Here is a 26,319-nt window from a genome sequence, read left to right on the forward strand (position 1 = left end):
CTCCAGATCAGAAGAGGGCGCCGGGGATGGGGGTCCACCCGCAGTCGCAGGACTTGTCGGGGTGTTCGCGGTCCAGCGTCACCACCGACGCGCAGTCGGGGCAGCGGGCGTAGACGCTGTCCCGCAGCGGCACCCACACCCCGGTCGCCGCCCCCGTGCACAGGCCGCCGCGGAAGAACCTCCGCATCGCCCGCTGGTGGGGCCGGGCGTGCACGGCGCGCACCGCGTCGACCGAGTCGAACGCCGTCAGGGTGTACTTGCGCAGCCCCACGTCGAAGCTGCTCGCGCCGAGGAAACCCTTGGAGGCGCGCAGGCCCTTGACGATCTCGACGCTGAGCAGGTCCACGTCGGCGGCCTCGGCGCCGTCGCGGATGTCGAGCCACGTGAGCACCAGGGCGCCCGGCGCGACACCGGCCGCCGACGCGCGCGCCGGGGTGCGGGAGCTGACGCCGAACTCGCGGTCGCCGTCGGAGGCGGGCACGAACCGGGCCGTGTAGCCGAGCGCGTCGGCCACCGCGAGCCGGTCGAACACGCGGCGCGCGTGCACCCCGCCGTCGCGCGCGGTCAGGACGTCCACCCCGGACACCTCGACCGCGCCGCCCGTGCCGGGCATGCCCAGGTAGGCGTCGCGGTGCACGGCGCGCAACGTCCACGCCACGACCGCCGTGCCGCCGGTGACGACCGGGTCGTCGGCCTCCAGCTTCAGCTCGGCGAACCGGGTGAGGACCGCGGCGACGTGCCCGGTCAGGGCGTCGCCGGTGAGGGGTTCGGCGGTGTCGGGGTCGGCGAACGACGTCACCGCGGCGGTGATCGCGGCCGGGTCTCCGGCGCTCCACGCGGCGACGTGCCGCCGGGCCGCCTCGGCCAGGTCGGGCACCACCGGGTCTGTGGTGGCCGGGTCTTCGACCGTCGGGTCTGTGGTGGTCGGGTCGGTGTGGGTCGGGTTGGCGCCGGTCAGTTCCACCCGCCCACCGCCTCCACGACGTCGTCCTCGGGCAGCCGCGCCGACACCAGCGCCACCGCGAACGCCAGGTCGGCGGTGTGGCTGATCGACACGCCGATCCGCCCGCCGGCGCCGGTGTCCGCGTCCTCCGACAGCCCGTCCAGCAGCCGCACGCCCGGCGGGTGGCCGTGCATGCACGCCGTGGTGCGGGCGCACATCGCCGACGGTTGCGGCAGCACCTCCACCCGGCCCAGGTGCCGCGCCGTGGCCGGCAGGCCCAGCAGCGACAGCACCGCGTACTTCGCCGCCAACCGGCCCGCCCAGTGCTGCAGGGTGCGGCCCGCGGCGGACCGCAGCCGCTCCTCGCGGGAGTAGACCTCCTCCAGCCGCATCGGCCACACCAGCTGCCGGGGCGCAGTCAGCCCGTCCAGCACGACCGCCGCGCTGCCCCAGCGCCTCATGCCGCCGACTCCGCCCGGAGCCTGCGCACCGCGGTCGGGTCGGCCATGCTCAGGCACCGGCCGCCGACGCCGCGGTGCAGCCCGGCGAGCGTCTTGCTGTCGCCGACCTCCACGCACGTGTCCACGTCGGCCAGCCGCCGCACCGTCTCCGCCCACCGCACCCGCCCGGTGAGCTGGTCGATCAACGCGTCGGTGATCGTCGCCAGGTCCGTGGTGGGCTCGGCGGTGACGTTCGGGACCACCGGCACGGACGGTGGCCGCATCGGGGTGGCGCGCACCGCCTCCGCCCAGTCGTCCACCGCGCCCGCCATCAACGGCGAGTGGAACGCGCCGCCGACCTTCAACGGCACCACCTTGCGGGCGTCCACGGCCAGCTCCGCCAGACGCAGCAACGCGGGCAGCGCACCGGACACCACGATGTTGTCGGGCCCGTTGACCAGGCCGACCACGGCGGGCTCGCCGGGCGCCGACGCCTCGGCCGCCAACTCCGCCACCCGCTCCTCGGTCAACCCGAGGACCGCGGACATGCCGCCCACGAGGGGCAGCGCGGCCATCAGCCGGGAACGGGTCGCGACCAGCCGCAACGTGGCCTCCACGTCCAGCACGTCCGCCGCGCACAACGCGCTCAGCTCGCCGACGCTGTGCCCGGCGACGACGTCCGGGGCGTGTCCCCGCGACCGCAGCACCTCCAACGCCGCCAGGTTGCACGCGGTCACCACCGGCTGGGCGACGTCGGTGGCGACCAGCCGCTCCAGCGGGCCGCGCGCGCACAGCTCCGCCAGCCCGCCGTCGTCCAGGCCGGCGTGCACCTCGTCGGCCACGGCGAACACGCGCGCGCCCACCGGGTCGCGGCGCAGCCAGCCGCCCATGCCGACGCGGACCGTCCCCTGGCCCGGGAACAGATACCCGATCATGAGTCCTCCGTTGGTCCCGATGCGCGGACGTCTACATCCGGCGGCGACGGCCGACCGCCGCCGCCGCGGGCTGCTCGGTGCCCAGGAACCCCAGCAGCAGCTTGCCGACCAGCTCCGGCTGGTCCAGCGGGATCCAGTGGCTGGCGTCGTCGACGCGCTCGTAGCGCCACGGGCCCTTGACGAACTTCGCCGACCCGACCATGCCCTCCTCGAGCAGCGCCTTGTCGCCGCTGGACCAGATGCCCAGCGTCGGCGCGAACACGGGCGGGAAGTTGCCCTCCACCCGCAGCTCGGCCTCCGGCGACCGGTTGGCGCGGTACCAGTTGAGGCCCGCGGTCAACGCGCCCGGCTTGGCCAGCTCCCGCAGGTAGCGCTGGTGGTCGCCCTCGCCGCCGATGATCTCCTTGAACAGCCGCCACCCGTTGCGCCGCAACAACTGCTCGCTGACGCCGGGGAACTGGTAGAGCAGCATGTACCAGCTCGCGGCGCGCTGCTGCACCGTCTGCGTGGCGAACACGCCGGGGTGGCCGACGGACAGCACCGCGAGGTGGTCCACCCGCCGCGGCATGAGGAACGCGTACATCCACGCCACGGCCGCGCCCCAGTCGTGGCCCACGACGTGGGTCTTCTGGATGCCCAGCTGCATGGTGAGCGCGACGACGTCGTTGACGATCGTGCGCATCGAGTAGGCGTCGACGTCCTGCGGCTTGGACGACTCGCCGAAGCCGCGCAGGTCCGGCGCGATGACCCGGAACCCGGCGTCGACCAGCATCGGGATCTGGTGCCGCCACAGGTAGTGGGAGTCGGGGAAGCCGTGCAGCAGCAGCACCGGGTCGCCCTCGCCCTGGTCGACGTAGGCGATCTCGACCCCGTTGACCTGCGCGCGGGCGTTGATCAAGCTGTTGTTGGCGGTCACACCGTCTCCCTGAAAAGCCGTTCGGCGAAGAACTCGCTGAACCCGAACTCGGGCACGTCCTCGGGGCTGACCATGTTGAGCAGGCCGGTGACCTGCGCGGCGAAGTTGTCCGTCATGAGGTCGCGGACCCGGCGGCGCCGCTCGGCGGCCTCCGGGCCGAACTCGCAGTGCAGCTTCGCGACGATCTCCGCGCCGAAGTGCAGCCGGCCCATCCGGAAGTCCCGCTCGGCCAGGTAGGGCGCGAACGCGGCGGGCGACCAGTCGTCGCCGGCGAGCAGGATGCCGCACACCGCGCGCGAGTCCCGCAGCGCCGAGGACAGACCGGTGCCGAGCACGGTGTCCGCGGCGCCGGCCTCGTCGCCGATCAGCACCACGCCGTCCACGACGGGCGGACGCTCGGGCACGGCCTTCACCGACGGCCACAGCTTGAGCGGGCCGAGGGGCACCGCGGCGGCGTACACGGACTTGCCGCGGTCGGGCAGGCACTCCAGCTCGAAGTCGGCGATGAACCGCTCGACGCCGTTCGGGCCGCGGTAGCGGTCGCGGTTGGCGGTGGGGAAGTTGATGTACAGCCGGGCGACGCCGTCGCCCTGCGGGAACACCATGAACATCTTGTCGGCCTCGGTGCCCATCGCCTGCACGTCCATCGGCCAGTCGTCCAGGCCCGACACGCGCAGCCCGCCGCCCCAGTGGTGCACCGAGGTCTCCATGGTGACGCCGACCTGGCGGCCCACCGTGCAGCCGCGCCCGGTCGCGCCCAGCACGATCCGCGCCCGCACCTCGTGCTCGCCGGCGTCGGTGTGGTAGGTCACCACCGGTTCCGGGCCGGGCGTGACGCGGACCTTGCGGACGCCCATGACGATCCGGCCGCCGTTGCCGTGGGCCTGCTCGACCATCAGCTCGCACACCGTGTGGTGCGGGAACGACATCGGCCCGCCCACGCCGGGGACGAACCGGGTCATGTCCACGACCTCGGCGTCGTCGGGCGCGACGGTCTCGTCCCACTGCACCCACTCGCGGATCTCCCACGCGCCGCCGACGCCGAACGCGTCCTCCACGCCGAGCAGCTGCGCCTCGCGCATGCCCCACGGGGCGATCCACTCGCCGCGCACGATGTCGGTGTAGGTGTCCTGCTTCTCCAGCAGCAGCACCGACACGCCGTGCGCGGTGAGGTTCGCCGCCGCCGAGGCGCCCGCGATGCCGCCGCCGACGACGACCACGTCGACCTGTGCCGTGCCCGTGGAGGTCATCCCTGCCACCTCTCCCAGTGCGTGCGCTCCGCGGCGGGGTGCCGTCGCGCGGGGCGGAAGTCGGTGCCGACGGTGTAGGCCACCGGCACCATGCACACCTGGGTGACCCCCGAGGGGATGCCCAGCAGGGCGCCGACGTGCTTCTCGAACGGCAGGTGCAGGCCGGTGATCGTGGAGCCCAGGCCGCGGCTGCGCAGCGCGAGCTGGAACGACCACACGGCGGGGAAGATCGAGCCGTAGAAGTTGCTGGCCCGCATGGCGCCCAGCCGCACGTCCTCCTGCCAGGTGCCGACGTTGCGGCGGCCCGCGGCGGTGCGCACGTACTCCTCGTCGATCGCGCCGATGTCCGGCGGGCGGCCCAGCACGCACGGGATCACCAGCACCGGCACCCGGGCGAGGATGTCGACCAGGGTCGCGGCGGAGGCGTTGTTGCGCTGGTTCTGCGCGTTGTTGCGCCGCCGCCCCGACCGGGTCAGCACCTCCCGCTGGTGGAAGTTCCAGGCGTGCCGCACGACGGTGGCCAGCTCGTCCTTCACCGACTGCTCGGTGACGACCAGCCACCGCCAGTTCTGCTGGTCGTTGGCCGTCGGGGCCTGCACCGCGACTTCGAGGGCCTGCTCGACGACCTCGCGGGGCACCGGCCGGTCGAGGTCCAGCCGGCGGCGCACCGACCGGGTGGTGGTCAGCAACCGGTCGGTCTCCGCCACGTCGAACGGCGTCCCGGCGGGGGCCGACGACGGCGCCGCCGCGGTGGTCACGGCGCGCCCAGGACGGTGACGCCCCGCACCGATCCGGCGGCGGCGCTGAGGACCAGCGCCCGTTCCACCGGCCCGTCGAGCTCCGACTTGGTGACGTACCCGGACAGCCCGCCGACCTGCGGGGTGGTCAGCCCGGCCACGGCGGGAGCGACGCCGTCGCGCACCGCCAGGGCCGCCAGCGCCAGGTTCAGCCCGCCGGTCGCGGCCCGGCAGTCGCCGGTGTAGCCGGTGGTGGCGGTCAGCAGCGCGTCGGGCACGGCGTCGAACACCGCGGCGGCCTCGTCGGCGTCGTGCTCGTCGCCGACGGCCGCGCCGAACACCAGCCGCGCGCCGTCGGTGGAGACCTTCGCGAGGCTGCGCGCCACCAGGGTCCGCTCGTCCTCGCCGGCGCCGCCGACGTGCCCGCCGCCCACGACCTTCGCGTAGGGGGTGCCGCCGCGCTCGGCGCAGTGCCTGGCCGACTCGACGACCAGCGCCACCGCGCCGGACGCGGGCACCGAACCGCTGTTCACCCGGTCGTACGGGGTGACGTCCAGTCCTTCGGCGGCGAGCGCGGCCTCGTCGGCGGCGACCACGAGCACCACGTCGGCCTTGCCCGCGCGGATCGTCTCGACCGCGCAGTCCAGCGCGATGGACGCCGACGCGCCGCCGTTGCAGATCGTCGTCGTCGGGCCGCGCAGCCCCAGCGTCTGGCAGACCGCGCCGCCGGTGGCGTTGAGGACCACGTTGGAGAAGCTGAGCACGGCGGGCTTGTTCGGGTTGGCCAGGACGCTCTCGTCGAACCCGTCGGTGCTCTCCACCGACCCGGCGGCGGTGGCGAACATGACGCCCACGTTCTCGGCCTCGGCGCGGGACAGCTGCAGGCCCGCGTCCTCCCACGCCAGCCGCGACGCGGCGATCGCCATGCGGGACAGGTTGTTCATGTGCCGCCACAGCGACCGGGGCGCGAACGTGCGGCCGGTCAGCGACGGCTGCCCGCCCACCTGGCGGCGGCCCGTGGCGAGGGCTTCGGCGACCTCGGCGATGCCGACGCCCAGCGGGCCGACGGGACCGAGACCGGAGATCACCACGTCCGTCTCCGGCAGCCCGCCGGCGTCCGTGTCCGTGTCCGCCTCCGTGTCGGCCTCCGTGTCGGCGGTGGCGGGTCGGGGGGAGGTGAGCAGCAGCGACACGTTGTTGCCGCCGAACGCGTAGTTGTTCGACGCCACCACCGACATCGGCATCGGCCGGGCCGTGTCGGGCACGAAGTCCAGCCCGGACGGCGCCTCGCGGCCCTCGAAGCCGATGGTCGGCGGCGCGGTCTGGTGCTTGAGCGCCAGCACGCTCGCCACCGCCTCCACCGCGCCCGCCGCGCCGAGGGTGTGGCCGAGGAACGATTTGATGCTGCTGGTGGGGACCTGCGGCGCGCGGTCACCGAACACGGTGCGCATCACCTTGATCTCCATGGCGTCGTTGGCCGGGGTGCCGGTGCCGTGGCCGTTGACGTAGTGCACGTCGTCCGGGGTGAGGCCCGCGTCGGCCAGGGCGCGGCGCATCGCGGTGACGCCGCCGCGGCCGGTCGGGTCGGGCGCGGTGGCGTGGTGGGCGTCGGCGGACAGGCCGTACCCGGCGATCTCCGCCAACGGCGTGCCGCCCCGCGCCAGCACCCGATCCAGCGGCTCGACCACGACGAACGCCGCGCCCTCGCCGAGGTTGAGGCCGTCGGAGCGGCTGTAGGGGCCGCACGGCTGCGTGCTCAACGCGTGCAGCCCGGCGAACCCGGCGTAGGTGCCGAACAGCAGCGGGTCCACCCCGCCGGCGAGGACCACGTCCGCCTCGCCGGTGAGGATCTTGTCCTTGGCCAGGCCCACCGCGTTGCCGCCCGCCGCGCACGCGGTGGACACGAGGATCCGCGGACCCCGCATGCCCAGCGCGGCGGCGACGATGTCGCCGGTGGCGTGCATCGGCTGGTAGCCGCCGTCCGCGGCCGGCGTGGCCTGGCACTTGCCCAGCACCAGCCCGTACCGCTCGGGGTCCTGGTCGTCCAGTCCCGCCTGGGCGATCGCCTGGCGGGCCGCGACCAGCGCCAACCGGGACGTGCGGTCCAGGTGCGCGTCGGAGGGACCGGACTGCCCGTCGATCCACTCGTCGGGCACCTGCCCGGCATAACGGGCGTCGAACGCGTGGAACGCGTCGTCGGCGATCTCGGTGATCCCGCTGCGACCGGCGGTCAGCCGCTGCCAGAACTCCTGCGGGTCACGGCCGATCGCGCAGATCACGCCGACCCCGGTGATGACGACCGGTCGCAGCGCCATGGCGTGCTCCTTCTTCCCGGGCCCGATCAGATGATCGGGGTGCTCCAGCTCTTGGGCGTGACGTAGGGGCTCGTGAGGGTGGTGACGTCGGCGTCGCCGACGGTCAGCCGCAACCCGGCGGCGGCCAGGTCGGCGTCCAGGCGCGCCAACCCCAGCGGCGCGCCGAGACCGATGCTGTGCACGGCGTGCACCACGACGCCGACCTGCTCGCCGTCCACGGTGACCGGGGTGCCGGCCGCGGGGACGGTGTCGCCGCCGGAGAACCCGACGGTGCGGCGGGTCGCGCCGCCGGAGAACGCGGCCAGCACCGCGTCGCGGCCGATGAACGACTCCTTGGTGATGTCGACCAGCCAGTTCGCGCCCATGGTCAGCACGTCGGCGCCGTCGGCGTGCTCGTGGTGGGTGGGCTGGCGGACCTCCAGCATGGCCAGCTCCAGCGCCTCCTGGCCCGCGGGCGTGGCCTGCTCGACGGCCTTGGCCCACAGCGCCGCGGCCTGGTCGCGCGGCACGAGCACCTTGTAGCCGTACTCGCCGGTGACGCCGGTGCGGGCGAACAGCACGTCCACGCCGTCCCACGTGGTGTCCACCACGGACTCGAACGGCAGCGCGGCCAGCTCACCGTCGACCAGCCGGCCCACGACACCCCACGCGTAGGGGCCCTCCAGGCCCAGCAGGACCCGCTCGCCGGTCAGGTCGGTGATCTCGACCCGGTCGTCGCCCACGACGGACCGCAGGTGCTCCAGCAGGCGGGCGCCGCCGCCGACGGAGCTCTCCACGAGCATCCCGTCCTCGCGGCCCCACACGACGACCTGGTCGACGACCAGGCCCTGCTCGTCCAGGACGAGGCTGGTCATGCAGCGCTCGGAGGTCAGGTACTCCACGTCGCGGGCCAGGACCCGCTGCAGGAAGCCGCCGGCGTCGGCGCCGGAGACCTCCAGCACCCGCGAGCCGGACAGGTCCAGCACCGCGGCGCGCTCCCGGATCGCGGTGTACTCCTCGTCGAGCGTGGTGTAGCGCAGGGCCACGTGGGCCTCCTGCGCGGCGCCGTACTCGGTGCCCTCCGGGTGGACGTCGGCCAGCGGAGAGGTCAGCGAATCCATGGTGTTGTCAGGCCCTTCCGAGTGAGCTGCTGGGATCGGCGATGGTGAGCGAGCCTTCGGCGGCGACCTGGCCGTCGACCTTGGCCTCGACCTTGAACTCGCAGAACCCCGCGCCGCCCGCGGTGCGCTGCGCGGACAGCACGATCTGGTCGCCGGGCACGATCGGCCGGCGGAACCGCATGGACCGCACCCCGGCGAGGTAGCTGATCCGGCTGGAGCCGGCGAGGGAGAAGATGACACCGGACAGCTGCGCCATGGCCTCGATGACCACGACGCCGGGCAGCACGGCCTCTTCGGGGAAGTGGCCCTGGAACCACAGCTCGGTGCCGGTGACGTTCTTGATCGCCACACCGCTGACGCCCGCGTCGATCTTCTCGACCCGGTCCAGCAGCAGCATGGGCCACCGGTGCGGGAGCAGGTCGCGGACCTGGTCGTTGGTCAGCGCCGCGGTCTCGCGGGGCCGGGTGCCGTTGCGCATCATGCCCCGGTCAGGGAGTCGACCTTGGCGAGCTTCGGGTTGACGTGGTCGGCCAGCCGCGACACCGACCCGAACACCGACATGTCGCTGTCGTAGAGGGCGACGCCGAACTCGGCCTCGATCGCCACGTACAGCTCCAGCACGTCGAGGCTGTCCAGCTCCAGGCCGCGGCCGAACAGCGGCTGGTCGTCGGTGATCCACTCCGGCTCGATCGGCAGGTCGAGGCGGGACACGATCATCTTCTTGATCTGGGCGCAGGTCTGCAGGCGCGCGGCCGCCGTGGCGCGCAGTTCGTCGATGCTCAACTTCATCTCCCGGTGGATGGGTGTCAGGCCAGCCCGCCGCCGTTGGCGACGAAGGTCTCGCTGGTGATGTAGGAGGCGCGGTCCGAGGCCAGGAAGGTCACCAGCTGCGCGACCTCCTCGGGCGTGCCCATCCGGCCCAGCCGGATGCGCGACTCGTACTCCGCGCGGATCTTGGCGGGGATCGACTTCGTCATGTCCGTGGCGATGAACCCCGGCGCCACGCAGTTGGCGCGGACCCCGTGCGGCGCGGCCTCGTTCGACAGGGCCTTGGTGAACGCGATGATCGCGCCCTTGGAGGCGACGTAGTTGGTCTGGCCGGGGAACCCGCCGTCCAGGCCGCTGGACGACGACAGCGTCACGATCGACCCGCGCCGCTGGTGCTGCATGATCCGCAGCGCCTCGCGGCAGGCGAGGAACGTGCCGGTCATGTTGACGTCCATGGTTTCCCGGAAGTCCTTGGTGCCCATGACGACCATGAACCGGTCGCGGGTCACGCCCGCGCTGGTGACCAGGACGTCGAGCCGGCCGTGCTCGGCGCGCACGGCCTGGAACATGGCGCGCACGGCGGCCTCGTCGGTGACGTCGGCGCCCGCGGTGCTGGCGCTGCCGCCGTCGGCCTCGATCTGCGCGACCAGCTCCTTGGCCGGCTGCTCGGACCGCGAGTAGTTGACCACCACGTGCACGCCGTGGGAGGCGAGGTCGAGCGCGACCGCCCGGCCGATGCCGCGCGACCCGCCGGTGACCAGTGCTACCGAGCCTTCGGTGAACATTCGGCGACTCCAGCGTCTTCGTTCGGGAGCGTCTGCGCGCTGCGGCGGCCGGTCCGCCTCACGTGGCGCAGGACGCTAACGAAGCGCCCTTTCGGAGCTCTTTCGGTTCGTTATCCACTGTGTTGACCCGGTCACGGCACGTGCGCGACGCTGCCGGCATGAACGAGGTCGAGGTCGATGTGCTCGTGGTTGGCGGCGGGCCGGTCGGCCTGTCCGCGTCGGTCGAGGCGTCCCGGCACGGGCTGTCCTCACTGCTGGTGGAGCGGCACGCCGGCACGTCGATCTTCCCCAAGGCGCGGCTGATGTCGACCCGCACCATGGAGCTGGTGCGCGCGTGGGGCATCCAGGACGACGTGGAGCGGGTCGGGCTGCCGCGCGAGGAGAGCCTCGCCGTGGGCGTGGGGTCGTCGCTGCTCGCCGACGACTTCCACCACGAGGTCGCGGGCATCGCCTCCGACGCGCCGCACAGCCCCACCTACTCCTACATCTGCGCGCAGGACAAGTTCGAGGTGGTGCTGCGCGCCCTGGCGGAGTCGCAGCCGGGCGCGGACGTGCGGTTCTCCACCACGATGACCGAGCTGACGCAGGACGCGTCGGGCGTGCGGGCGGTGGTGGAGTCGGGCGGCCGGTCGACGGTGGTGCGGGCACGGCACGCGGTGGCCGCCGACGGTGGCCGCAGCGGCGTCCGCGCGGCGCTGGGCATCGGCGTGGAGGGCCCGCCGCCGCTGGGGCACATGGTGAGCATCATGTTCGAGGCCGACATCGCGCACCTGCTGCGCGACCGCATGTGCGCGCTGTACTTCCTGCGCAGCGCCATCCCGTGCGCGGTGGAGGCGGTGGACAACGACCGCCGGTGGATCGTGCAGACGGGCTACGACCCGGCGGAGGGCGGCAGCGTCGAGGACTTCACCGATGAGTTCTGCGTGGAGATCGTCCGCGCCGCGGTGGGGTTGCCGGACCTGGACGTGACGCTGATCGGCGTGTCGCCGTGGTTGCAGCAGGCCGTGGTCGCCGAGCGGTTCCGCGCGGACCGGGTGTTCCTGGCGGGCGACGCCGCGCACGTGTCGACGCCGCAGGGCGGGTTCGGCATGAACTGCGGCATCCAGGACGCGCACAACCTGGTGTGGAAGCTCGCGGCGCGGCTGGGGTGGGGCGCGGGGGAGGCGTTGCTGGACAGCTACGCCGCCGAACGGCACCCGATCGGCGAGCGGACCGTCGAGGAGAGCCTGCGCAACGCGCTGATCACGTTCGACATGATGGAGGGCAAGCTGAGCATGGCCGAGTCGCTGCGGCTGCAGGCGGGCCGGCGCAGCGTCGAGGGGCTGGTGCTGGGGTTCCACTACGACTCGACCGCGGTGGTGCCCGACGGCACCCCCGCCCCGGCGCCGGAGGACCCCTACCGCACCTACGTGCCCACGGCCCGCCCCGGCCACCGCGCGCCGCACGTGTGGCTGGACCGCGCGGGCGCGAAGGTGTCCACCCTGGACGTCCTGGGCGCCGGGTTCACGGTGCTGACGCCGGCCGGCAGCGGCTGGGCGCAGGCGGCGAAGGAGGTCGACGCGCGGGTGCCGGTGGAGTCGGTGGAGATCTCCGCCGACGGGTCGGCGGCGACCGACTCGCCGGAGTGGGCGGCCGCGTACGGGGTGGGCGCGTCGGGCGCGGTGCTCGTCCGCCCGGACGGCCACGTCGCGTGGCGCACCACCGCCCCGGCGTCGACCGCCGCCCTCACCGCCGCCGTGGACACCGTCCTGAGCCGCTGACCCGCGCCGACCCCGCCGGCCGTCGACCCGCCGATGCCCCTCCGCCCGGACGAACCGGAGGGAGGGGCATCGGCGTGCGGGCGCGCCACGACGTCGGGGACGCGGGCGGGGCGCTAGCCGGCGGCGGCGAGCCTGCCCCGCCCCGATCTGCCGCGCTCCGACCTGCCCTGGCCGGGTGGTGGCCACAGCCGTGCCGCCGCGGTCCGCAGGGACAGGGGGTTGCCGTCCGCGGCGGAGGCGAGCCTGCGGGCCTCGTGCGGCTGCTGCGCCACCCAGTCCTGCCCGACGAGCATGACCAGCAGCTCCCACGACTCGTCCGGCCGCAGGGGTTCCACGAACAGCCGGTGCGCGCCGTGCCGGACGACGAGGTCGTCCAGCGGGCCGCGGCCGGTGACGATCACGCGGCAGTGCGCGCCGCCGGGCAGCAGCGGCAGCACCTGGGCGCTGTCGGCGGCGTTGTCGAGGAACACCAGCACACGCCGGTGCGCGACGCTGCTGCGGTACAGGGCGACCTTCTCGGCGAAGTCCACCGGGATCGTCCGCACCCCCAGCGCCCGCAGGAACCGGTCCAGCACCGCGCCGGGGTCCACCGGCGCGCCGGTCCGGTCGTGCAGGTCGGCGTGCAGCTGCCCGTCGGGGAACCGGTCGGCGTTCCGGTGCGCCCAGCTCAGCCCCAACGCCGTCTTGCCCACCTCGCCCTCGCCCACCAGCACCACCGCGCCCGCGGTGTCCGGGCCGGGCCGCAGCGCCTCGTCGAGCAGGTCCAGCTCGGGGTCGCGGCCGGCGAACGGCAGCGGCTGCCGGGGCAGCTGCGACGGCGCGGTCACCACCACCGGCGCCACCGGCGGCAGCGGGGCGGGCCGGCGGCCGGTCAGCGCCGGCGAGTCCCGCAGGATCTGCTCGTGCAGCCGCCGCAGCTCCGGCCCCGGCTCCAGCCCGATCTGCTCGATCAGCGTCCGCCGCGCCTCCTGGTAGGTGCGCAGCGCGTCCGCCCGCCGTCCCGCCCGGTACTGGGCGAGCATCAGCTGCGCGCGGACGCGTTCCCGCAGCGGGTGCTCGGCGACCACCACGGCCAGCTCCTCGCCGACGCGCACGTGGTGACCCAGCTCCAGCTCCACCTCGGCCCACGTCTCCACGACGTCCAGCCGGGCCTGTTCCAGCCGGGTGGAGTCGCCGCGCAGCCCCGGCAGGTCCTCCAGCGGCGCGCCGCGCCACAGCGACAGCGCCTCCCGCAGCAGACCGGCCGCACCGCCGAGGTCGCCGTCGGCCGCGGCGGCCCGACCGCGGGCCACGAGGTTGTCGAACCGCAGCAGGTCCGACTGGTGCGCGGCCAGCCGCAGCAGGTAGCCGGGGCTGGCGGTGGTGATCACACCGTGCCCGCCGAGGCCGCGCCGCAGCCGGTGCACCACGATCGCGATCTGGCTGCGCGCGCTGCTGGGCGGCTCGTCCTGCCACACCGCGTCGATGAGCCGGTCCACGCTGACCACCCGGTTGGCGTCCACGACCAGCCGGGCCAGCACGGCCTTCTCCCGCGGGCTGCCCACCGCCACGGCCGCGCCGTCGGCGACCGCCCGGATCGGCCCGAGCACCCCGAACTCGACCGCGTCGTCCATCAGCGGCTCCTGGCGAGGAACTTCTCGATCTCGTCGGCGGCCCGGACGGCGCCGCCCGCGTCGCGCACGTCGTCACGCATCCGCGCGGCCGCCGCGGTGATGTCGGCGTCCCCGATGACCGACCGCACCAGCGCCAGCAGCTTCGGCGCGGTCATCTCCTCCGGCGGCACGCTCGCCCCCAGGCCCAGCTCGACGATCCGGTCGGCGGTGGGCCGGTCCAGCGCGGACGTCGGCACGACCACCATCGGCACGCCCGAGCGCAGCGCCTCCATCACCGTGCCCATGCCGCCGTGGGTGACGGCCAGCACCGCGTGCTCCAGCACGGTCGCGTGCGGCACCCAGCGGTGCACCTCGACGTTGTCGGGCACCCCGCCCAGCGACGCGGGGTCCATGCCGTCGGCCACGGTCATCACCACGTGCCACGGCTGCCCGGCGAACGCCTCCAGGCACGCCCGGAAGAACCCCTCGTGCTGGTTGAACACCGCGCCCAGCGACACCAGCACCACCGGCAGCCCGCTGGCCGGCGGCGCCCAGTCGCCCAGGAACGACCGGTCGCCCACGCACGGCCCGACGAACGCGAACCGCTCGTCGAAGGTGTCGCCCGCGAACTGGAACGACCGGGGGATCGTCACCACGTTCGAGTCCGGCACCTCCCACCACAGCTCCTGCGGTGCGACGTCCAGGCCGTGCTCGGCGGTCAGCGCGCCGATGCGGCCCAGCATCTCCACCACCCACGGCGGCGGCCCGTCCGACACCGGCGGCGCCGCCGGAGCGGCGGAGCCGGGGGAGTCGGCGGCGGGGGAGTCGGCGGCGTACATGGCCTTGAGGTAGGAGAAGTGCGGGTTCGACGCGAACACCGGGATGAGCTGGGTCGCGGGCCGGCCCCACTTGCGGGACAGGACGCGGCCCGCGTACAGGATCGACGTGTCGTAGACGACGTGGTCGGGCACGTCGCCCGACAGCAGCTCGTCGGCCGCCCGCAGCATCCGCGCGCTCTCGTCCAGCAACAACGTCAACAGGTACAGCGGGTTCTCGGCGACCTGCCCGAAGTCGGCGTCGCGGTAGCGCGAGTCGTACGTCAGCACGGTCGCGCCGGTGTCGGCCACCGCGCCGCGCATGCTCTCCGCGGTCAGGTAGGTCACCCGGTGCCCGCGGTCGACCAGCTCGGCGACCACCGCCAGGTTCGGGATGACGTGCCCGTGGTCGGGGTGGCACAGGAAGAGGAAGTGCTGTTGTGACATTCGGGTCCCTGCGTTCTTCGGCGGCGGAGGGATCGTCCTTCGGCTGGACCCGGCCCCGGGCGGCTCCCCACCCCGGGGCGTTCCCCACGGCGGGCCGGATCGGTGGTCACCGTAGGCGCGCCCGATCGGGCCCGGACACCCCTAACGGCGGACCCTTAGCGGGCGTCCGCCCGGCGCACGCCGACGACCCCCGGCGCAGGCCGGAACCTTAGGGGTTACCCCTTGCGCGAGCCGGGCACGACGATCCCCCCAAGCCACCCACGACCCCCAGTGCGCGCGCACGGGAAGGACCGCCATGACCGTTCTCGTCTGGAACTACCTGCACGAATACGAGGCCGAGCGCAAGGACATCCTCGCCGCGGTGGAGACGGTCTTCGCCTCGGGCAAGCTGGTGCTCGGTCCGAGCGTGTCGGCGTTCGAGGCGGAGTTCGCCGCCCACCACGGCGTCGCGCACGGCGTGGGGGTCGACAACGGCACCAACGCCATCAAGCTGGCGCTGCAGGCGCTGGGCGTCGGCCCGGGCGACGAGGTGATCACGGTGTCCAACACCGCCGCGCCGACCGTGGTGGCGATCGACGCGGTGGGCGCGACCCCGGTGTTCGTCGACGTCCGCGCCGAGGACTACCTGATGGACACCACCGCGGTCGCCGCGGCGATCACCCCGCGCACCAAGGCGCTGCTGCCGGTGCACCTGTACGGGCAGTGCGTGGAGATGGAGCCGCTGCTGGCGCTGGCCCGCGAGCACGGCCTGGTGGTGCTGGAGGACTGCGCCCAGGCCCACGGCGCCCGCCACCGCGGCCGGATCGCCGGGTCGATGGGCGAGGCCGCCGCGTTCTCCTTCTACCCGACCAAGGTCCTGGGCGCCTACGGCGACGGCGGCGCGGTGATCACCGGCGACGACACCACCGCGGCCAACCTGCGCCGTGCCCGCTACTACGGCATGGAGAAGACCTACTACGTCGTGGAGACCCCCGGCCACAACTCGCGGCTGGACGAGGTGCAGGCCGAGATCCTGCGCCGCAAACTCGGCCGGCTGGACGAGTACGTCGCGGGACGGCGCGCCGTCGCCGCCCGCTACGCCGAGGGCCTGGCCGACACCGACCTCGTGCTGCCCGCCGTCGCCGACGGCAACGAGCACGTCTACTACGTGTACGTGGTGCGCCACCCGCGCCGCGACGACATCATCGAGGCCCTCAAGGCCCACGACATCGCGCTCAACATCAGCTACCCGTGGCCGGTGCACACCATGTCCGGGTTCGCCCACCTCGGCTACGCCGCCGGCAGCCTGCCCGTGACGGAGAAGCTGGCGGGGGAGATCTTCTCGCTGCCGATGTACCCGTCGCTGCCGGTCGACGTGCAGGACCGGGTGATCGAGGCGCTGCGGTCGGTGCTGGCCTCGCTGTGACGCGGTGACCCGACGTCGGGGCCCCGGACCGCTCCGGGGCCCCGACGTCCGCCGCTCAGCGCGGCAGGAGGCTCGTCAGGCACAGCAGCAGGCTGCGCGCCTGGATGTTGACGTAGAAGCTGTGCCGCAGCAGCTCCACGTACTGGTGCAGCGCCAGCCACCGGTAGTCCGGGTCCGCCGGGTCGGTCTCCAGGTCGGTCTCCACCACCAGGTACCGGTTGCGGGCGTGGAAGAACCGGCCGCCCTCCTCCGACAGCACCACGTCGAACCGCACCCGCGACGGGTCGGCGCCCAGCACCTCCGGCAGGTGACGGGGCCGCGCCCCCTCGGGCAGGTGCGCGTAGTTGTCCGGGTCGCACTGCACGGTCGGGCCCAGCTCGGTGGTGTCGGCGTAGCCGGGCTCGGTGCGGGCGTGGGTGAGCACGTGCAGCACCCCGTCCACCGGCTTGACCAGGAACGCGATCACCCCGGTCCCCACCGGCTCGATCATCGGCTGCGACCAGCGCCCCACCTCCCGGCCGCCCGCCTCGACGTCCACGCCGACGACGTGGAAGAACCGGCCCGACTCGTGCGAGATCCGCCCGTCCGCGTGCGACCAGCCCGGCACCTCGGCCAGCGGACCCCGCTCCACCCGCAGGTCGGTGCGCGTGCGGACCTCCGTGATCCAGCTCAGCACGTCACCCGTGGTGTGCGCGGTCGGCGCGTCCGGGTCGAACGACCGCAGCAGCGCCGCGGTGAACGCGTCCCGCGGCCGCAGCGTGTCCCGCAGCGCCGCCCCGACGAACGGCACGCACGACAGCACCGTGCGGGCGTCCATGTTGACCAGGTCCGGCACCGTCAGCAGCTCGCCGATCTGCCCCAGCGTCAGCCAGCAGAACCCCTCCGCCGCCTCCACGTCGCCGTCGACCTCGACGACCATGTTCCGGTTGCGCTTGCGGTAGAACCACGCGCCCTGCTCGGACTGGCGGATGTCGACCACCGTGCCCGGCCCCGACACGTCCCGGAAGTGCTCCAGGTACGGCACCGGCCGCCCCTGGTGCACGCGCGTGTAGTTGCTGCGCGTCGCCTGCACGGTGGGGGAGAGCTGGAACCCGTTCGGGTTGCCCGGCTCCTGCTTGGCCTGCATCAGCAGGTGCGGCACCCCGTCGATCTCCTTGACCAGGATGCCCAGGATGCCGATCTCCGGCTGGTTGATGATCGGCTGCGACCAGCGCGGCACCGCCGACCCCGGCAACTCCACGTCCAGCCGCTCGACGCTGAAGAACTTCCCGGTCGCGTGCCGCAGGTTCCCCGTCGCCGGGTCCCGCTCCCAGTTCGGCAGCGCCTCCAACGGCGCGCGGCGCACCTCCATCCACGCGTGCTCACCCATCCGGGCCAACCAGTCGTGGAATTGCGCGACGTCACCGAATTGCGCGCCGGGCGCCGTCAACGATTCGGAGAGGCGCAGGTTCACCGCACGCCGCGAAGGTGCGACCATCGAATACTCCTCGTCCGTTCAGCCCCGGTCCGGCGCCATGTCCGACCGCAGGCACTCCTGGTATTCGGGCAACAACCCGGCCGCACGCGCCCCGGCGAACGACACCGCGTCGCGATCACGCTCGGACAACACCGGAACAACGGAATCCGGCCAGGGCAACCCCAATTCCGGGTCCACCGGCGACAGCGCGAGCTCGTTGGCCGGGTCGTAGCCGCGGGAGAGCAGGTAGCAGACCGCCGAGTCGTTCTCCAGCGCCGTGAACGCGTGACCGACCCCGGTCGGCAGGTACACGCCGCGGAAGTCCTCACCGGACAGCTCCACCGCGTCCCACCTGCCGAAAGTCGGCGAACCGACCCGCAGGTCCACCACCACGTCCAGCACCCGGCCACGCGCGCAGTGCACGTACTTCGCACACCCGGGAGGGGTGCGGGTGAAGTGCACGCCCCGCAGCACGCCCCGCCGGGACGTGCTGGTGCTCAGCTGCGCCACGGGGAACAGCGGCCGGCCCACCGCGGCCTCGAACGCCTCGTGCTGGAACGGCGACACGAACAAGCCGCGGTGGTCCGGGAAAACCTCGGGCACGAATTCGAAAGCGCCCTCGACGGCGAGTTCCCGTGCTTTCACGCCAACTCCTCGGAGAAATCCGCGGCGGATGACGCTGCCGCACCGGGACTGCCGATCCAGCATGTCGGCGGCCGGGCAGCGGGTCAAACCCGGTCAAAAGGACAGGGGTTCCCCCGACGGAAAATAGGGGTGCCCGACGGTCAACGCCTCCACCGTTCGGGCGAGTCCGTCCACCCACCCCACCCGCGCCCGCCACCCCGTGACGGCGTGGAACGCCCCTGGATCGGCGACCAGCCCCCGCAGGTCCATCTCGGTGGCGTGCGCGGGCACCGGCACCGACACCACCGGCGCCGCCGGCGCCCCCGTCCGCCGCGCCACCGCCTCCGCCACCGCCGCGAACAGCTCCGCGACCCGCACACCCCGCCCGCTGCCCAGCAGCCAGTGCCGCCCGGCCAGCCGATCGGCGTGCGCCACCGCGGCGGCGAACGCGTCCGCCACGTCGTCGACGAACACCAGGTCCCGCAGCGCCGACCCCTCGCCCCACACCGTCAACGGCTCACCGGCCAACGCCCGCCGCGCCATCGCGCTCACCACACCCCGGTCCTTCGGACCCGGCCCGAACACCGTCGGCAGCCGCAGGCTGATCCCGCGCACCCCCGCCGCGCCCAGCACGACCCGCTCCGCGGCCTGCTTCTGCCGGTCGTAGGGGGTGTCCGGGAAATCCGGCTCCGACCCGTCCACCCGCTCACCCGCCCGCGGACCCACCTGCGACGTCGAACCGGGGAACACCACCACCTGGCCGTCGCCGCACGCGTCCACCACGGCCCGCACGATCCCCACGTTCACCCGCTCGGCCGCCGACGCGCCCTCGCCCTCGGCGACCCGCCAGCCGTCCGCCCCGTTGAACAACACCAGCGGCAGCACCACGTCCGCGCCGGCCACCGCCGAGGCCACCGCCCCCGGCGCCGTCAGGTCCAACGCCCGGACCTCCACCCCCGCCGGCGCGTCCACCCCGCCCCGCGACACCAACCGCAGCCGCACGTCCTCGCCCAGCAGCCGCCGCACCACCGCCGACCCCACGAACCCCGACGCGCCCAACACCGCCACCAACGGCGGGGCGGGCCGCCCGGAACCGGCGACCCGCCCCACCACGCCACCCCGCTCAGACAACGCGGACCTCGGGCACGTACAGGATCCACTTGCCGCCCGCGTCCCGGAACGCCTGCTCCTTCGCCATGATCTCCTCGGCGTGGTTCCACGCGAACAGCAACGCGTACGGCGGGTAGTCCGCCGCGAACGCCTCCGGCCCCCGCACCGGGATGTGCGACCCCGGCGCCAACCGGCCCTGCTTGGCCGGCGTCGTGTCGCTGATGAACTCCACGTGCTCCGGCCCGATGCCGCACAGGTTCGTCACCGTCGCGCTCTTCGCCGTCGCGCCGTACCCGACCACCCGCGCGCCCTGCTCCCGCAGCTGCTCCAACAACGCCGGCAGATCCGTCCGAACCCGGTCCACCGCCTTCGCGAACCCCTCCAACGTCGCCGCCGAGCTCAGCCCCCGCGCCTCCTCCTCGGCCAGCAGCGCCGCCACCGACGCCGCCACCGGCCGCGCCCCGGCCCGCGCCAACGTGTACCGCACCTCGCCGCCGTGCACCGGCAGCCGCTCCACGTCCACCAGCTCCAACCCGTTGCGCGACGCCATCTCCCGCACCGACCGGGCCGTGAAGAAGAAGAAGTGCTCGTCGTACACCTGGTCGAACGACGTCCGCTCCACGATGTCACCGAAGTACGGGTCCTCGAACACGAACACCCCACCCGGCGCCAACAGCGTCCGCACACCCTCCAGGATCGAGTCCATGTACGGGATGTGGCACAACGTGTTGGCCGCGTAGATCACGTCCGCCGGCCCGTCCTCCGCCAGGATCGACGCCGCCGTCGACGCCTCGAAGAAGTCCTTGCGCACCCGCACCCCGTCGGCCGCCGCCAGGTCCGCCACCCCACCCGACGGCTCCACCCCCAGGTGACGCCGACCCGCCGCCGCGATCGTCCGCAACATCGTCCCGTCGTTGCACCCCAACTCCACGATGAACGGGTCCGACCCGGACAGCTCACCACCCAGGAACCGCTCCGCCAACGCCGTGAAGTGCGCCCGCATCACCGACGAACCACGCGAGATGTACGGGTAGTCCTCGTGGAACATCCGGTCGCGCGGCACCTCCTCCATCAGCTGCACCATCGTGCAGCCACCGCACGCGCCCATCGCCAGCCGGTAGAAGAACTCCTCCGACGTGTCGTCCGGAGCCCGGAAGGCGTCGGACAGCGGCTGACGGCCGAAGTCGAGGAACTCGCGGACCTCGCCGCCGCAGATCCGGCACGCGGTCGAGTCGGACATGGGTCTCTCCCTGGAGGTGTGGCGAACCGCCCAACGGCCCGCTGAAAAAGGGGGGACGACAGCGCGCGCCGAGGTCACGACACGCGCCAGAACTCAGGACACACGCCCCTCACCGGGACGCGAAACGACACAACACGGCACAAGCCACCACCGGCGCCGACACGGTCAGGCCGACTGCGCCGACACGGTCGGGCCGACACGGTCAGGGGGAGCACGCGCTCAAGTCGTCCGCGCACAACCGCCGCGGCAACTCCGCCCGACTCCGCACCCCCAGCTTCCGGTAGATCCGCGTCAAGTGCTGCTCCACCGTGCTCACCGTGATGAACAACCGGGCACTGATCTCACGATTCGTGTAACCCAACACCGCCAAGTCCGCCACCCGGTGCTCCGACTCGCTCAACACCGACGCCGCGCAGTCCAGCAGCACGTCGTCAGCCGCACCGCCCTCGGCCACCGCGGCCTTCCCCGCACCACGCCCCACGACCGCGTCACGCCGCCCCGCCCCCTGATCCGGAACCCGCGCCACACCGTCACCGGCACGCTCGTACGCCTCACCCAGATCACGCATCGCCAACGCCAACTGCACCCGATCACCCGCCGTGTGCAGGCTCGCCACCGCCGCCCGCAACAACCGCGGCCGATCGTCCTCGTCACTGCCCGCCGCCAACACCCGCAACGACACCCCACGCGTCCGCGAGTCCAGACCCGGCATCCGCAACTGCTCGAACACCAGCTCCCGCGCCACCTCCGAACGCCCCAACCGCAGGTTCGCCTCCGCCAGGTCACTGCGCCACGGCACCAGCACCGGCACGTCCACCTGCCACTCCAGCACCAGCCGCCCACACGTCTGGAAATCCGTCACCGCCGCCAACAACCGCTGCGCCACCAGGTGGCACTGACCCCGCGCGTGCAGGTAGCGCAACCCGTACGCCGTGCGGAACATCATGTCCGGCACCCGCAGCCGCAACAGCTCCTCGATCTCCGCGTCCCGCCCCAACGCCGCGTTCGCCAACATCAACGTCGCCAACGGGTACCCGATCGACACACCCCAGCTCTGCGGCGCCAACAGGTCCAACGCCCGCCGCGCCCGATCCGCCGCCTCCGCCGGCTCACCGCACCGCAACGCGATGTCCGCGCTGATCGCGCCCAACACCGCCTGCCACGTCACCGCCCCCACCCGCACCGCCTGCGCGGTCAACTCACCACACCACCACGCCGCCCGGTCGTTGTCGTCGCTGTGCACCAGCACCAGCAACGCCGTCGCCACGACCTCCAACGTCATGTCCGCCAACCGGCAACTCCGCAGCACGTGCTCCGCGCTCGCCACCGCCGTCGCCGGATCACCCCCACCACGCCAGAACGACGTCAACGCCCGCGCCGCCTCCACCCACGGGTCGTCCTCCGCCTTCGCCGGCACCTCCGGCACCGCGCACCGGTCCATACCCCGGAACCACTGGTGCGCGATCCGCAACTCCGCCGCCGTCTGGGCGTCCAGCAGACCCGGCGTGCTGTTCAGCACGTCCAGCGCCATCACCGCGGTCTCCTCGTCACCGTGCCACAGCGCGTGCCGCACCAACGTCACCGCGTCCCGCTCACCCAACCGGCCCGCCGCCATCGCCGTCCGCAACGGACCCATGTGCACCGCCGCCGCCAACGGGTTCACCCGCCACAACGCCCGCACCAGCACCTTCGTGATCGCCAGCCGCTGCTCCTCGTCGTCGGTCGCCTCCAGCGCCAACTCCAGGAACCGCACCGCCTCGCACACCTCGTCACGCATCAACGCCTGCTCCGCCGCGTCCCGCAGCACCCGCACCGACCACGCGCCCACCCCCCGGTGAGCCGCCACCAGGTGCCGCGCGATCACCGCCGGCTCCGCACCCCGCTGGTGCAGCAGATCCGCCGCCCGCGCGTGCAACGCCGCCCGCTGCGGCCCCGCCATGCCCTCCAGCACCGCCTCCGCGGCCGCCGCGTGCCGGAACCACCCGTCCCGCAACAACCCCGCCGACGACAGGATCACCACCACCCGCCGCGCGTCCTCCGGCGCGACACCCGCCAACCGCCCCAGCAACGCGGGCTCCGAGCCGTCACCCAGCACCGCCAACGCCCGCGCCACGTCCAGCAACGCCGCCTCCCAGCGGTGCAGGCACGCCAGCACCGCGTGCCGGAACGCCGTGCCCACCGCGGGCCACACCCCGCCCTCGAACCCGCCCGCCACCACCGACGGGTCGTGCTCCAGGTCCTCCACCAACGCCCGGACCAACATCGGATTGCCACCGCTCAACCCGTGACAGGCCTCCGCCAACCGCGACGCCACCACCGGCTCCACCGACCGGGGGAGCACCTCCACGATGTCCGCCACCGACAACGGCGCCAACCTGATCCGGTGATGCGGACGACGCGTCACCTCCGCCGTGAACAGCGGCAACGTCGGCTGCGGCTGCTCCCACTCGCTCAACACCAACAGCACCCGAGCCGACCCCAAACGCCGCCGCAGGTACAGCACGAATTCCAAAGACGAGGTGTCCGCGAACTGCACGTCGTCTATTCCCACGACCACCGGCTGTTCCCGGGACAAACCGAGTAATATGCCGCAGATTTCATGCACCACGCGAGCACCCGCCGAGCGGACACTTCGGACATCCGATTGCCCGTCGTCCGCCGCCGGAGCCTGCGGGACCACCAAACGAGACACGCGGTCACCCACTTCGGGCGGCAAACCGGCGCCACGGAAAAGCTGATCGACCACCCCCGCCTGCAACGACTGCTCCGCACGGGACCCCGTCGCGCTCAGCAACAACGCGCCCGCAGCCTCCGCCACCGCGAAAAAGTCGTGCAGCAGTTCGGTTTTTCCGCTCGCCGGACCGCCGCTCACGAGCACCAGTTCACCCCGGCCCGCGCTGCTCCGGTCATACGACCGCGCCAGCTCCTCAAAGGCGTCTCGGTAGCCCAGAAGTGCCATCCACCGTACCTCCGTACAGTCTATTCTTGATAGACCTTCACCTGATCTGGTGGGAGAGTTATGGTTTTATAGCACGACATGTCCGAACCGCCACGAAGTCGGTGGCAAAACCCGAACCACACCCGCACGCGCCGACGACGCGCAAACCGGGACACCCGACGGGATTCAACACACCCGCAACTCGCACGTCACCGAACAGAACCCACTTCGCAACCTCGCAGGCGCCGTCTCAACACGCACCCGCCCCAGTCGCGACCACAAAGCGAGCGACACTCGAAAAGGCGCACCGCTCACCACGCGGCCCAACACGAGCCCACCGCTCAACGCCCCCCGCCGCTCAACGCGGCAACGCCACCGGATCACCCGCCACGAACAGATCACCCTCCGACGCCACCCGATCCCGCACCTCATCCGCCAGGAACACCAGATCCTCCGGCACCCGACACGCCTCCACCTCACCCCACGTCACCGGAGCCGACACCGACGGCCGCTCCCGCGCCCGCAACGAATACGGCGCCACCGTCGTCTTCGCCGGGTTGTTCTGCGACCAGTCGATCAACACCTTCCCCGTCCGCTCCGCCTTCGCCATCCGCCACACCACCTCACCCGGCGACTCCGCCGCCAACCGCCGCGCCACCTCCTTCGCGTACTCCGACGTCCGCTCCGGCGACGACACCCGCACCGCCGCGTACACCTGCATCCCCTTCGACCCGCTCGTCTTCACCACCGGCGCCAACCCGTCCGCCTCCAACACCTCCCGCACCCTGCACGCCACCCGACAACACTCCACCACCGTCGCCGGCGCACCCGGATCAAGGTCGAACACCACCAGGTCGGGGGAGCGGCGACCACCCCGCGCACCCACCGTCCACTGCGGAACGTGCAACTCCAACGCCGCCAGGTTCGCCAACCACACCACCGTCGCCAACTCCTCCACCACCACGAAATCGGCGAACTCCGCACCCCGCGACGACCCCGGCGTCTCCACCCGCACCGTCCGCACCCACTCCGGCGCGTGCGACGGCACGTTCTTCTCGAAGAACGACTTCCCGTCCACCCCGTTCGGGTACCGCCGCACCGTCAACGGCCGATCCCGCAAGTGCGGCAACAACACCGGCGCGATCCGCGTGTAGTAGTCGATCACCTCCGCCTTCGTGAACCCCACCGCCGGGTACAACACCTTCTCCAGGTTCGTCAGCTTCAACCGACGACCCTCCACCCGCACCACCGCGTCACCCGTCAACCCGACGCACCTCCCCGGGCGCCTTGTCCGGCCGCAACCCCCGCCACGTCGGAAACCGCATCCGACCATCCGCCGTCCACTGCCGGTGCACCACCTCACCCACCAACACCGGACGCACCCACCGCGCACCCCGCGCCCGCTCCCGAGGCACCCCCGACCCGAACGGCGACCGCCCCACCTCCAACCCCGCCAACCGCGCCGTCAACCGCTCCAACTCCGCCTGGTCGAACCCCGTGCCCACCGACCCCGCGAACACCAACCCGTCACCCTCGACCCACCCACCCCCGTCACCCGCGGGAAACCCCACCAGCAACGCACCCACCAACCCCTTCCGCTTCCCCTCACCCGGCCGCCACCCACCCACCACCACCTCCTGCGTCAACACCGACGTCACCTTCACCCACGACGCCGACCGCTGACCCGGCACATAACGCGAATCCAGCCGCTTCGCCACCACCCCCTCCAACCCCTGCTCACGACTCGCCGCCAACACCGCCGCCCCCTGACCGGGGAACGCCTTCGGCGTCAACCAATGAGCACCCCGCAACCCCAACCCCTCCAGCAGCTCCCGCCGCCGCGAATACGGCAAGTCCACCGTCGACGCACCATCCAGGTGCAACACGTCGAACACCAGGAACGTCACCGGCACCCGCCCCGCCAACCGCCGCGCCTGCGCCGCCGACGCGTGCATCCGCTGCTGCAACGCCCCGAAACTCGGCCGCCCACCCTCCAACGCCACGATCTCCCCGTCCAACAACACCTGCGTCGCGCCCAACTGCTCACCCAAGCCCTGCAACTCCGGGTACGCCCCCGTCACGTCGTTGCCCGCACGACTCGTCAGCTGGACCCGACCACCCTCCACCCGGGCGATCGCCCGCACCCCGTCCCACTTGAACTCGAACGCGAACCGTGACACCGGACCCGGCAACTCCACCGCCGCCGTCGCCAACATCGGCGGCACCCACTCCGGCAACGGCACCCAATCCGGCCGCACCGCCTCGTGCCGCCGCCGCACCATCCAATCCTTGCCACCCGCCGCACCACCCTCACGGCGGAAGAACACGAACTCACCCTCCACCCGCGAACCGCGCAACACCACATCCACCTCGCGGTCCGACCACTTCACCGTCTCATAACGACCGCGATCCCAGATGAACATCTCACCCGCGCCGTACTCACCCTTCGGAATCACCCCCGAAAACGACGCGTACTCCAACGGGTGATCCTCCGTGCGCACCGCCAACCGAATCGTCCCCGGCTCCGCCGGCAAACCCTTCGGCACCGCCCACGACACCAACACCCCACCCCGCTCCAACCGCACATCCCAATGCAGCCGCGACGCGTGGTGCTCCTGAATCACGAACGTGTCGTCACCGCCACGCGGCAACGCGTCACCCTCACCCGGCACCGGCTCCGGCGTCCGCCCCGGATCCCGCTTCCGCCGGTACTCCGAAAGATCCCCACCCATCCGAGGCCGCC

22 protein-coding genes are annotated in these 26,319 nt (G+C 72.9%); 2 read left to right on the forward strand and 20 right to left on the reverse strand.

Translation table 11 applies throughout. The annotated features are described in order from the left end of the window. Positions 1–7 precede the first annotated feature (7 nt). The 11 genes from ACRAKH_RS17025 to fabG are packed head-to-tail and all read right to left on the reverse strand — an operon-like array spanning position 8 to position 10,189. Entirely contained in the window at positions 8–964 is a 957-nt protein-coding gene (locus ACRAKH_RS17025) for an ester cyclase (RefSeq protein ID WP_380724564.1), read from the reverse strand. Further along, positions 955–1,404, reverse strand: a complete 450-nt coding sequence (locus ACRAKH_RS17030; protein ID WP_380724563.1) for a phosphopantetheinyl transferase — start codon at positions 1,402–1,404, stop codon at positions 955–957. The genes ACRAKH_RS17025 and ACRAKH_RS17030 overlap by 10 nt, the downstream gene beginning before the upstream one ends. After that, on the reverse strand, positions 1,401–2,318 hold the full coding sequence (locus ACRAKH_RS17035; protein ID WP_380724562.1) for an ACP S-malonyltransferase: 918 nt from the start codon (positions 2,316–2,318) through the stop codon (positions 1,401–1,403). The genes ACRAKH_RS17030 and ACRAKH_RS17035 overlap by 4 nt, the downstream gene beginning before the upstream one ends. A 31-nt stretch (positions 2,319–2,349) precedes the next feature. Next, on the reverse strand, positions 2,350–3,234 hold the full coding sequence (locus tag ACRAKH_RS17040; protein WP_380724561.1) for an alpha/beta fold hydrolase: 885 nt from the start codon (positions 3,232–3,234) through the stop codon (positions 2,350–2,352). Beyond that, complete coding sequence (locus ACRAKH_RS17045) at positions 3,231–4,484, reverse strand: NAD(P)/FAD-dependent oxidoreductase (protein ID WP_380724560.1); 1,254 nt, start codon at positions 4,482–4,484, stop codon at positions 3,231–3,233. Before ACRAKH_RS17045 ends, ACRAKH_RS17040 begins: the two co-directional genes overlap by 4 nt. Then, positions 4,481–5,242, reverse strand: a complete 762-nt coding sequence (locus tag ACRAKH_RS17050; protein ID WP_380724559.1) for a nitroreductase family protein — start codon at positions 5,240–5,242, stop codon at positions 4,481–4,483. The genes ACRAKH_RS17045 and ACRAKH_RS17050 overlap by 4 nt, the downstream gene beginning before the upstream one ends. Further along, positions 5,239–7,536, reverse strand: a complete 2,298-nt coding sequence (locus ACRAKH_RS17055; protein WP_447009940.1) for a beta-ketoacyl synthase N-terminal-like domain-containing protein — start codon at positions 7,534–7,536, stop codon at positions 5,239–5,241. Before ACRAKH_RS17055 ends, ACRAKH_RS17050 begins: the two co-directional genes overlap by 4 nt. A 26-nt stretch (positions 7,537–7,562) precedes the next feature. Further along, positions 7,563–8,636, reverse strand: a complete 1,074-nt coding sequence (locus ACRAKH_RS17060) for an aminomethyltransferase family protein (RefSeq protein WP_380724557.1) — start codon at positions 8,634–8,636, stop codon at positions 7,563–7,565. A gap of 7 nt (positions 8,637–8,643) precedes the next feature. Then, a complete protein-coding gene (gene fabZ / locus ACRAKH_RS17065) occupies positions 8,644–9,114 on the reverse strand; it encodes a 3-hydroxyacyl-ACP dehydratase FabZ (protein WP_380724556.1) in 471 nt (156 codons plus the stop codon). Then, positions 9,114–9,419: an acyl carrier protein gene (locus tag ACRAKH_RS17070; protein WP_380724555.1), complete on the reverse strand. Its 306-nt coding sequence runs from the start codon at positions 9,417–9,419 to the stop codon at positions 9,114–9,116. Before ACRAKH_RS17070 ends, fabZ begins: the two co-directional genes overlap by 1 nt. Positions 9,420–9,442: 23 nt before the next feature. Beyond that, a complete protein-coding gene (fabG, locus tag ACRAKH_RS17075) occupies positions 9,443–10,189 on the reverse strand; it encodes a 3-oxoacyl-ACP reductase FabG (protein WP_380724554.1) in 747 nt (248 codons plus the stop codon). Between the two features lie 158 nt (positions 10,190–10,347). On the opposite strand from fabG, the gene ACRAKH_RS17080 reads away from it, so the two are divergent. Then, on the forward strand, positions 10,348–11,949 hold the full coding sequence (locus ACRAKH_RS17080; protein ID WP_380724553.1) for an FAD-dependent monooxygenase: 1,602 nt from the start codon (positions 10,348–10,350) through the stop codon (positions 11,947–11,949). A gap of 113 nt (positions 11,950–12,062) precedes the next feature. On the opposite strand, the gene ACRAKH_RS17085 is transcribed toward ACRAKH_RS17080, so the two are convergent. Together ACRAKH_RS17085 and ACRAKH_RS17090 are read right to left on the reverse strand one after the other, a co-directional pair. Then, on the reverse strand, positions 12,063–13,562 hold the full coding sequence (locus ACRAKH_RS17085) for a BTAD domain-containing putative transcriptional regulator (RefSeq protein WP_447009941.1): 1,500 nt from the start codon (positions 13,560–13,562) through the stop codon (positions 12,063–12,065). After that, a complete protein-coding gene (locus tag ACRAKH_RS17090; RefSeq protein WP_380724846.1) occupies positions 13,562–14,803 on the reverse strand; it encodes a macrolide family glycosyltransferase in 1,242 nt (413 codons plus the stop codon). The genes ACRAKH_RS17085 and ACRAKH_RS17090 overlap by 1 nt, the downstream gene beginning before the upstream one ends. A 295-nt stretch (positions 14,804–15,098) precedes the next feature. Between ACRAKH_RS17090 and ACRAKH_RS17095 the strand changes: the two genes are divergently transcribed. After that, on the forward strand, positions 15,099–16,208 hold the full coding sequence (locus ACRAKH_RS17095) for a DegT/DnrJ/EryC1/StrS family aminotransferase (protein WP_380724845.1): 1,110 nt from the start codon (positions 15,099–15,101) through the stop codon (positions 16,206–16,208). A 55-nt stretch (positions 16,209–16,263) separates the two neighbouring features. Here the strand turns inward: ACRAKH_RS17095 and ACRAKH_RS17100 are convergent, their stop codons facing one another. The 7 genes from ACRAKH_RS17100 to ligD (ACRAKH_RS17130) all read right to left on the reverse strand — a co-directional run bounded on the left by ACRAKH_RS17100 (position 16,264) and on the right by ligD (ACRAKH_RS17130) (position 26,308). Next, positions 16,264–17,685: an NDP-hexose 2,3-dehydratase family protein gene (locus ACRAKH_RS17100; RefSeq protein WP_380724844.1), complete on the reverse strand. Its 1,422-nt coding sequence runs from the start codon at positions 17,683–17,685 to the stop codon at positions 16,264–16,266. Between the two features lie 18 nt (positions 17,686–17,703). After that, positions 17,704–18,309: a dTDP-4-dehydrorhamnose 3,5-epimerase family protein gene (locus ACRAKH_RS17105; RefSeq protein WP_380724843.1), complete on the reverse strand. Its 606-nt coding sequence runs from the start codon at positions 18,307–18,309 to the stop codon at positions 17,704–17,706. Between the two features lie 93 nt (positions 18,310–18,402). After that, positions 18,403–19,419 carry an NAD-dependent epimerase/dehydratase family protein gene (locus ACRAKH_RS17110; RefSeq protein WP_447009942.1) on the reverse strand — a complete coding sequence of 339 codons (1,017 nt, stop codon included), beginning with the start codon at positions 19,417–19,419 and terminating at the stop codon, positions 18,403–18,405. Then, entirely contained in the window at positions 19,412–20,638 is a 1,227-nt protein-coding gene (locus ACRAKH_RS17115) for a methyltransferase domain-containing protein (protein WP_380724841.1), read from the reverse strand. The genes ACRAKH_RS17110 and ACRAKH_RS17115 overlap by 8 nt, the downstream gene beginning before the upstream one ends. Before the next feature lie 202 nt (positions 20,639–20,840). Beyond that, positions 20,841–23,597 (reverse strand): ATP-binding protein, encoded by a 2,757-nt coding sequence (locus tag ACRAKH_RS17120; RefSeq protein ID WP_380724840.1) that lies wholly within the window; start codon positions 23,595–23,597, stop codon positions 20,841–20,843. Positions 23,598–23,934: 337 nt separating this feature from the next. Further along, entirely contained in the window at positions 23,935–24,840 is a 906-nt protein-coding gene (gene ligD, locus ACRAKH_RS17125) for a non-homologous end-joining DNA ligase (RefSeq protein WP_380724839.1), read from the reverse strand. Beyond that, positions 24,830–26,308 (reverse strand): non-homologous end-joining DNA ligase, encoded by a 1,479-nt coding sequence (ligD, locus tag ACRAKH_RS17130; RefSeq protein ID WP_380724838.1) that lies wholly within the window; start codon positions 26,306–26,308, stop codon positions 24,830–24,832. Before ligD (ACRAKH_RS17130) ends, ligD (ACRAKH_RS17125) begins: the two co-directional genes overlap by 11 nt. Positions 26,309–26,319: the final 11 nt, after the last annotated feature.

The organism is Saccharothrix hoggarensis (assembly GCF_052936025.1).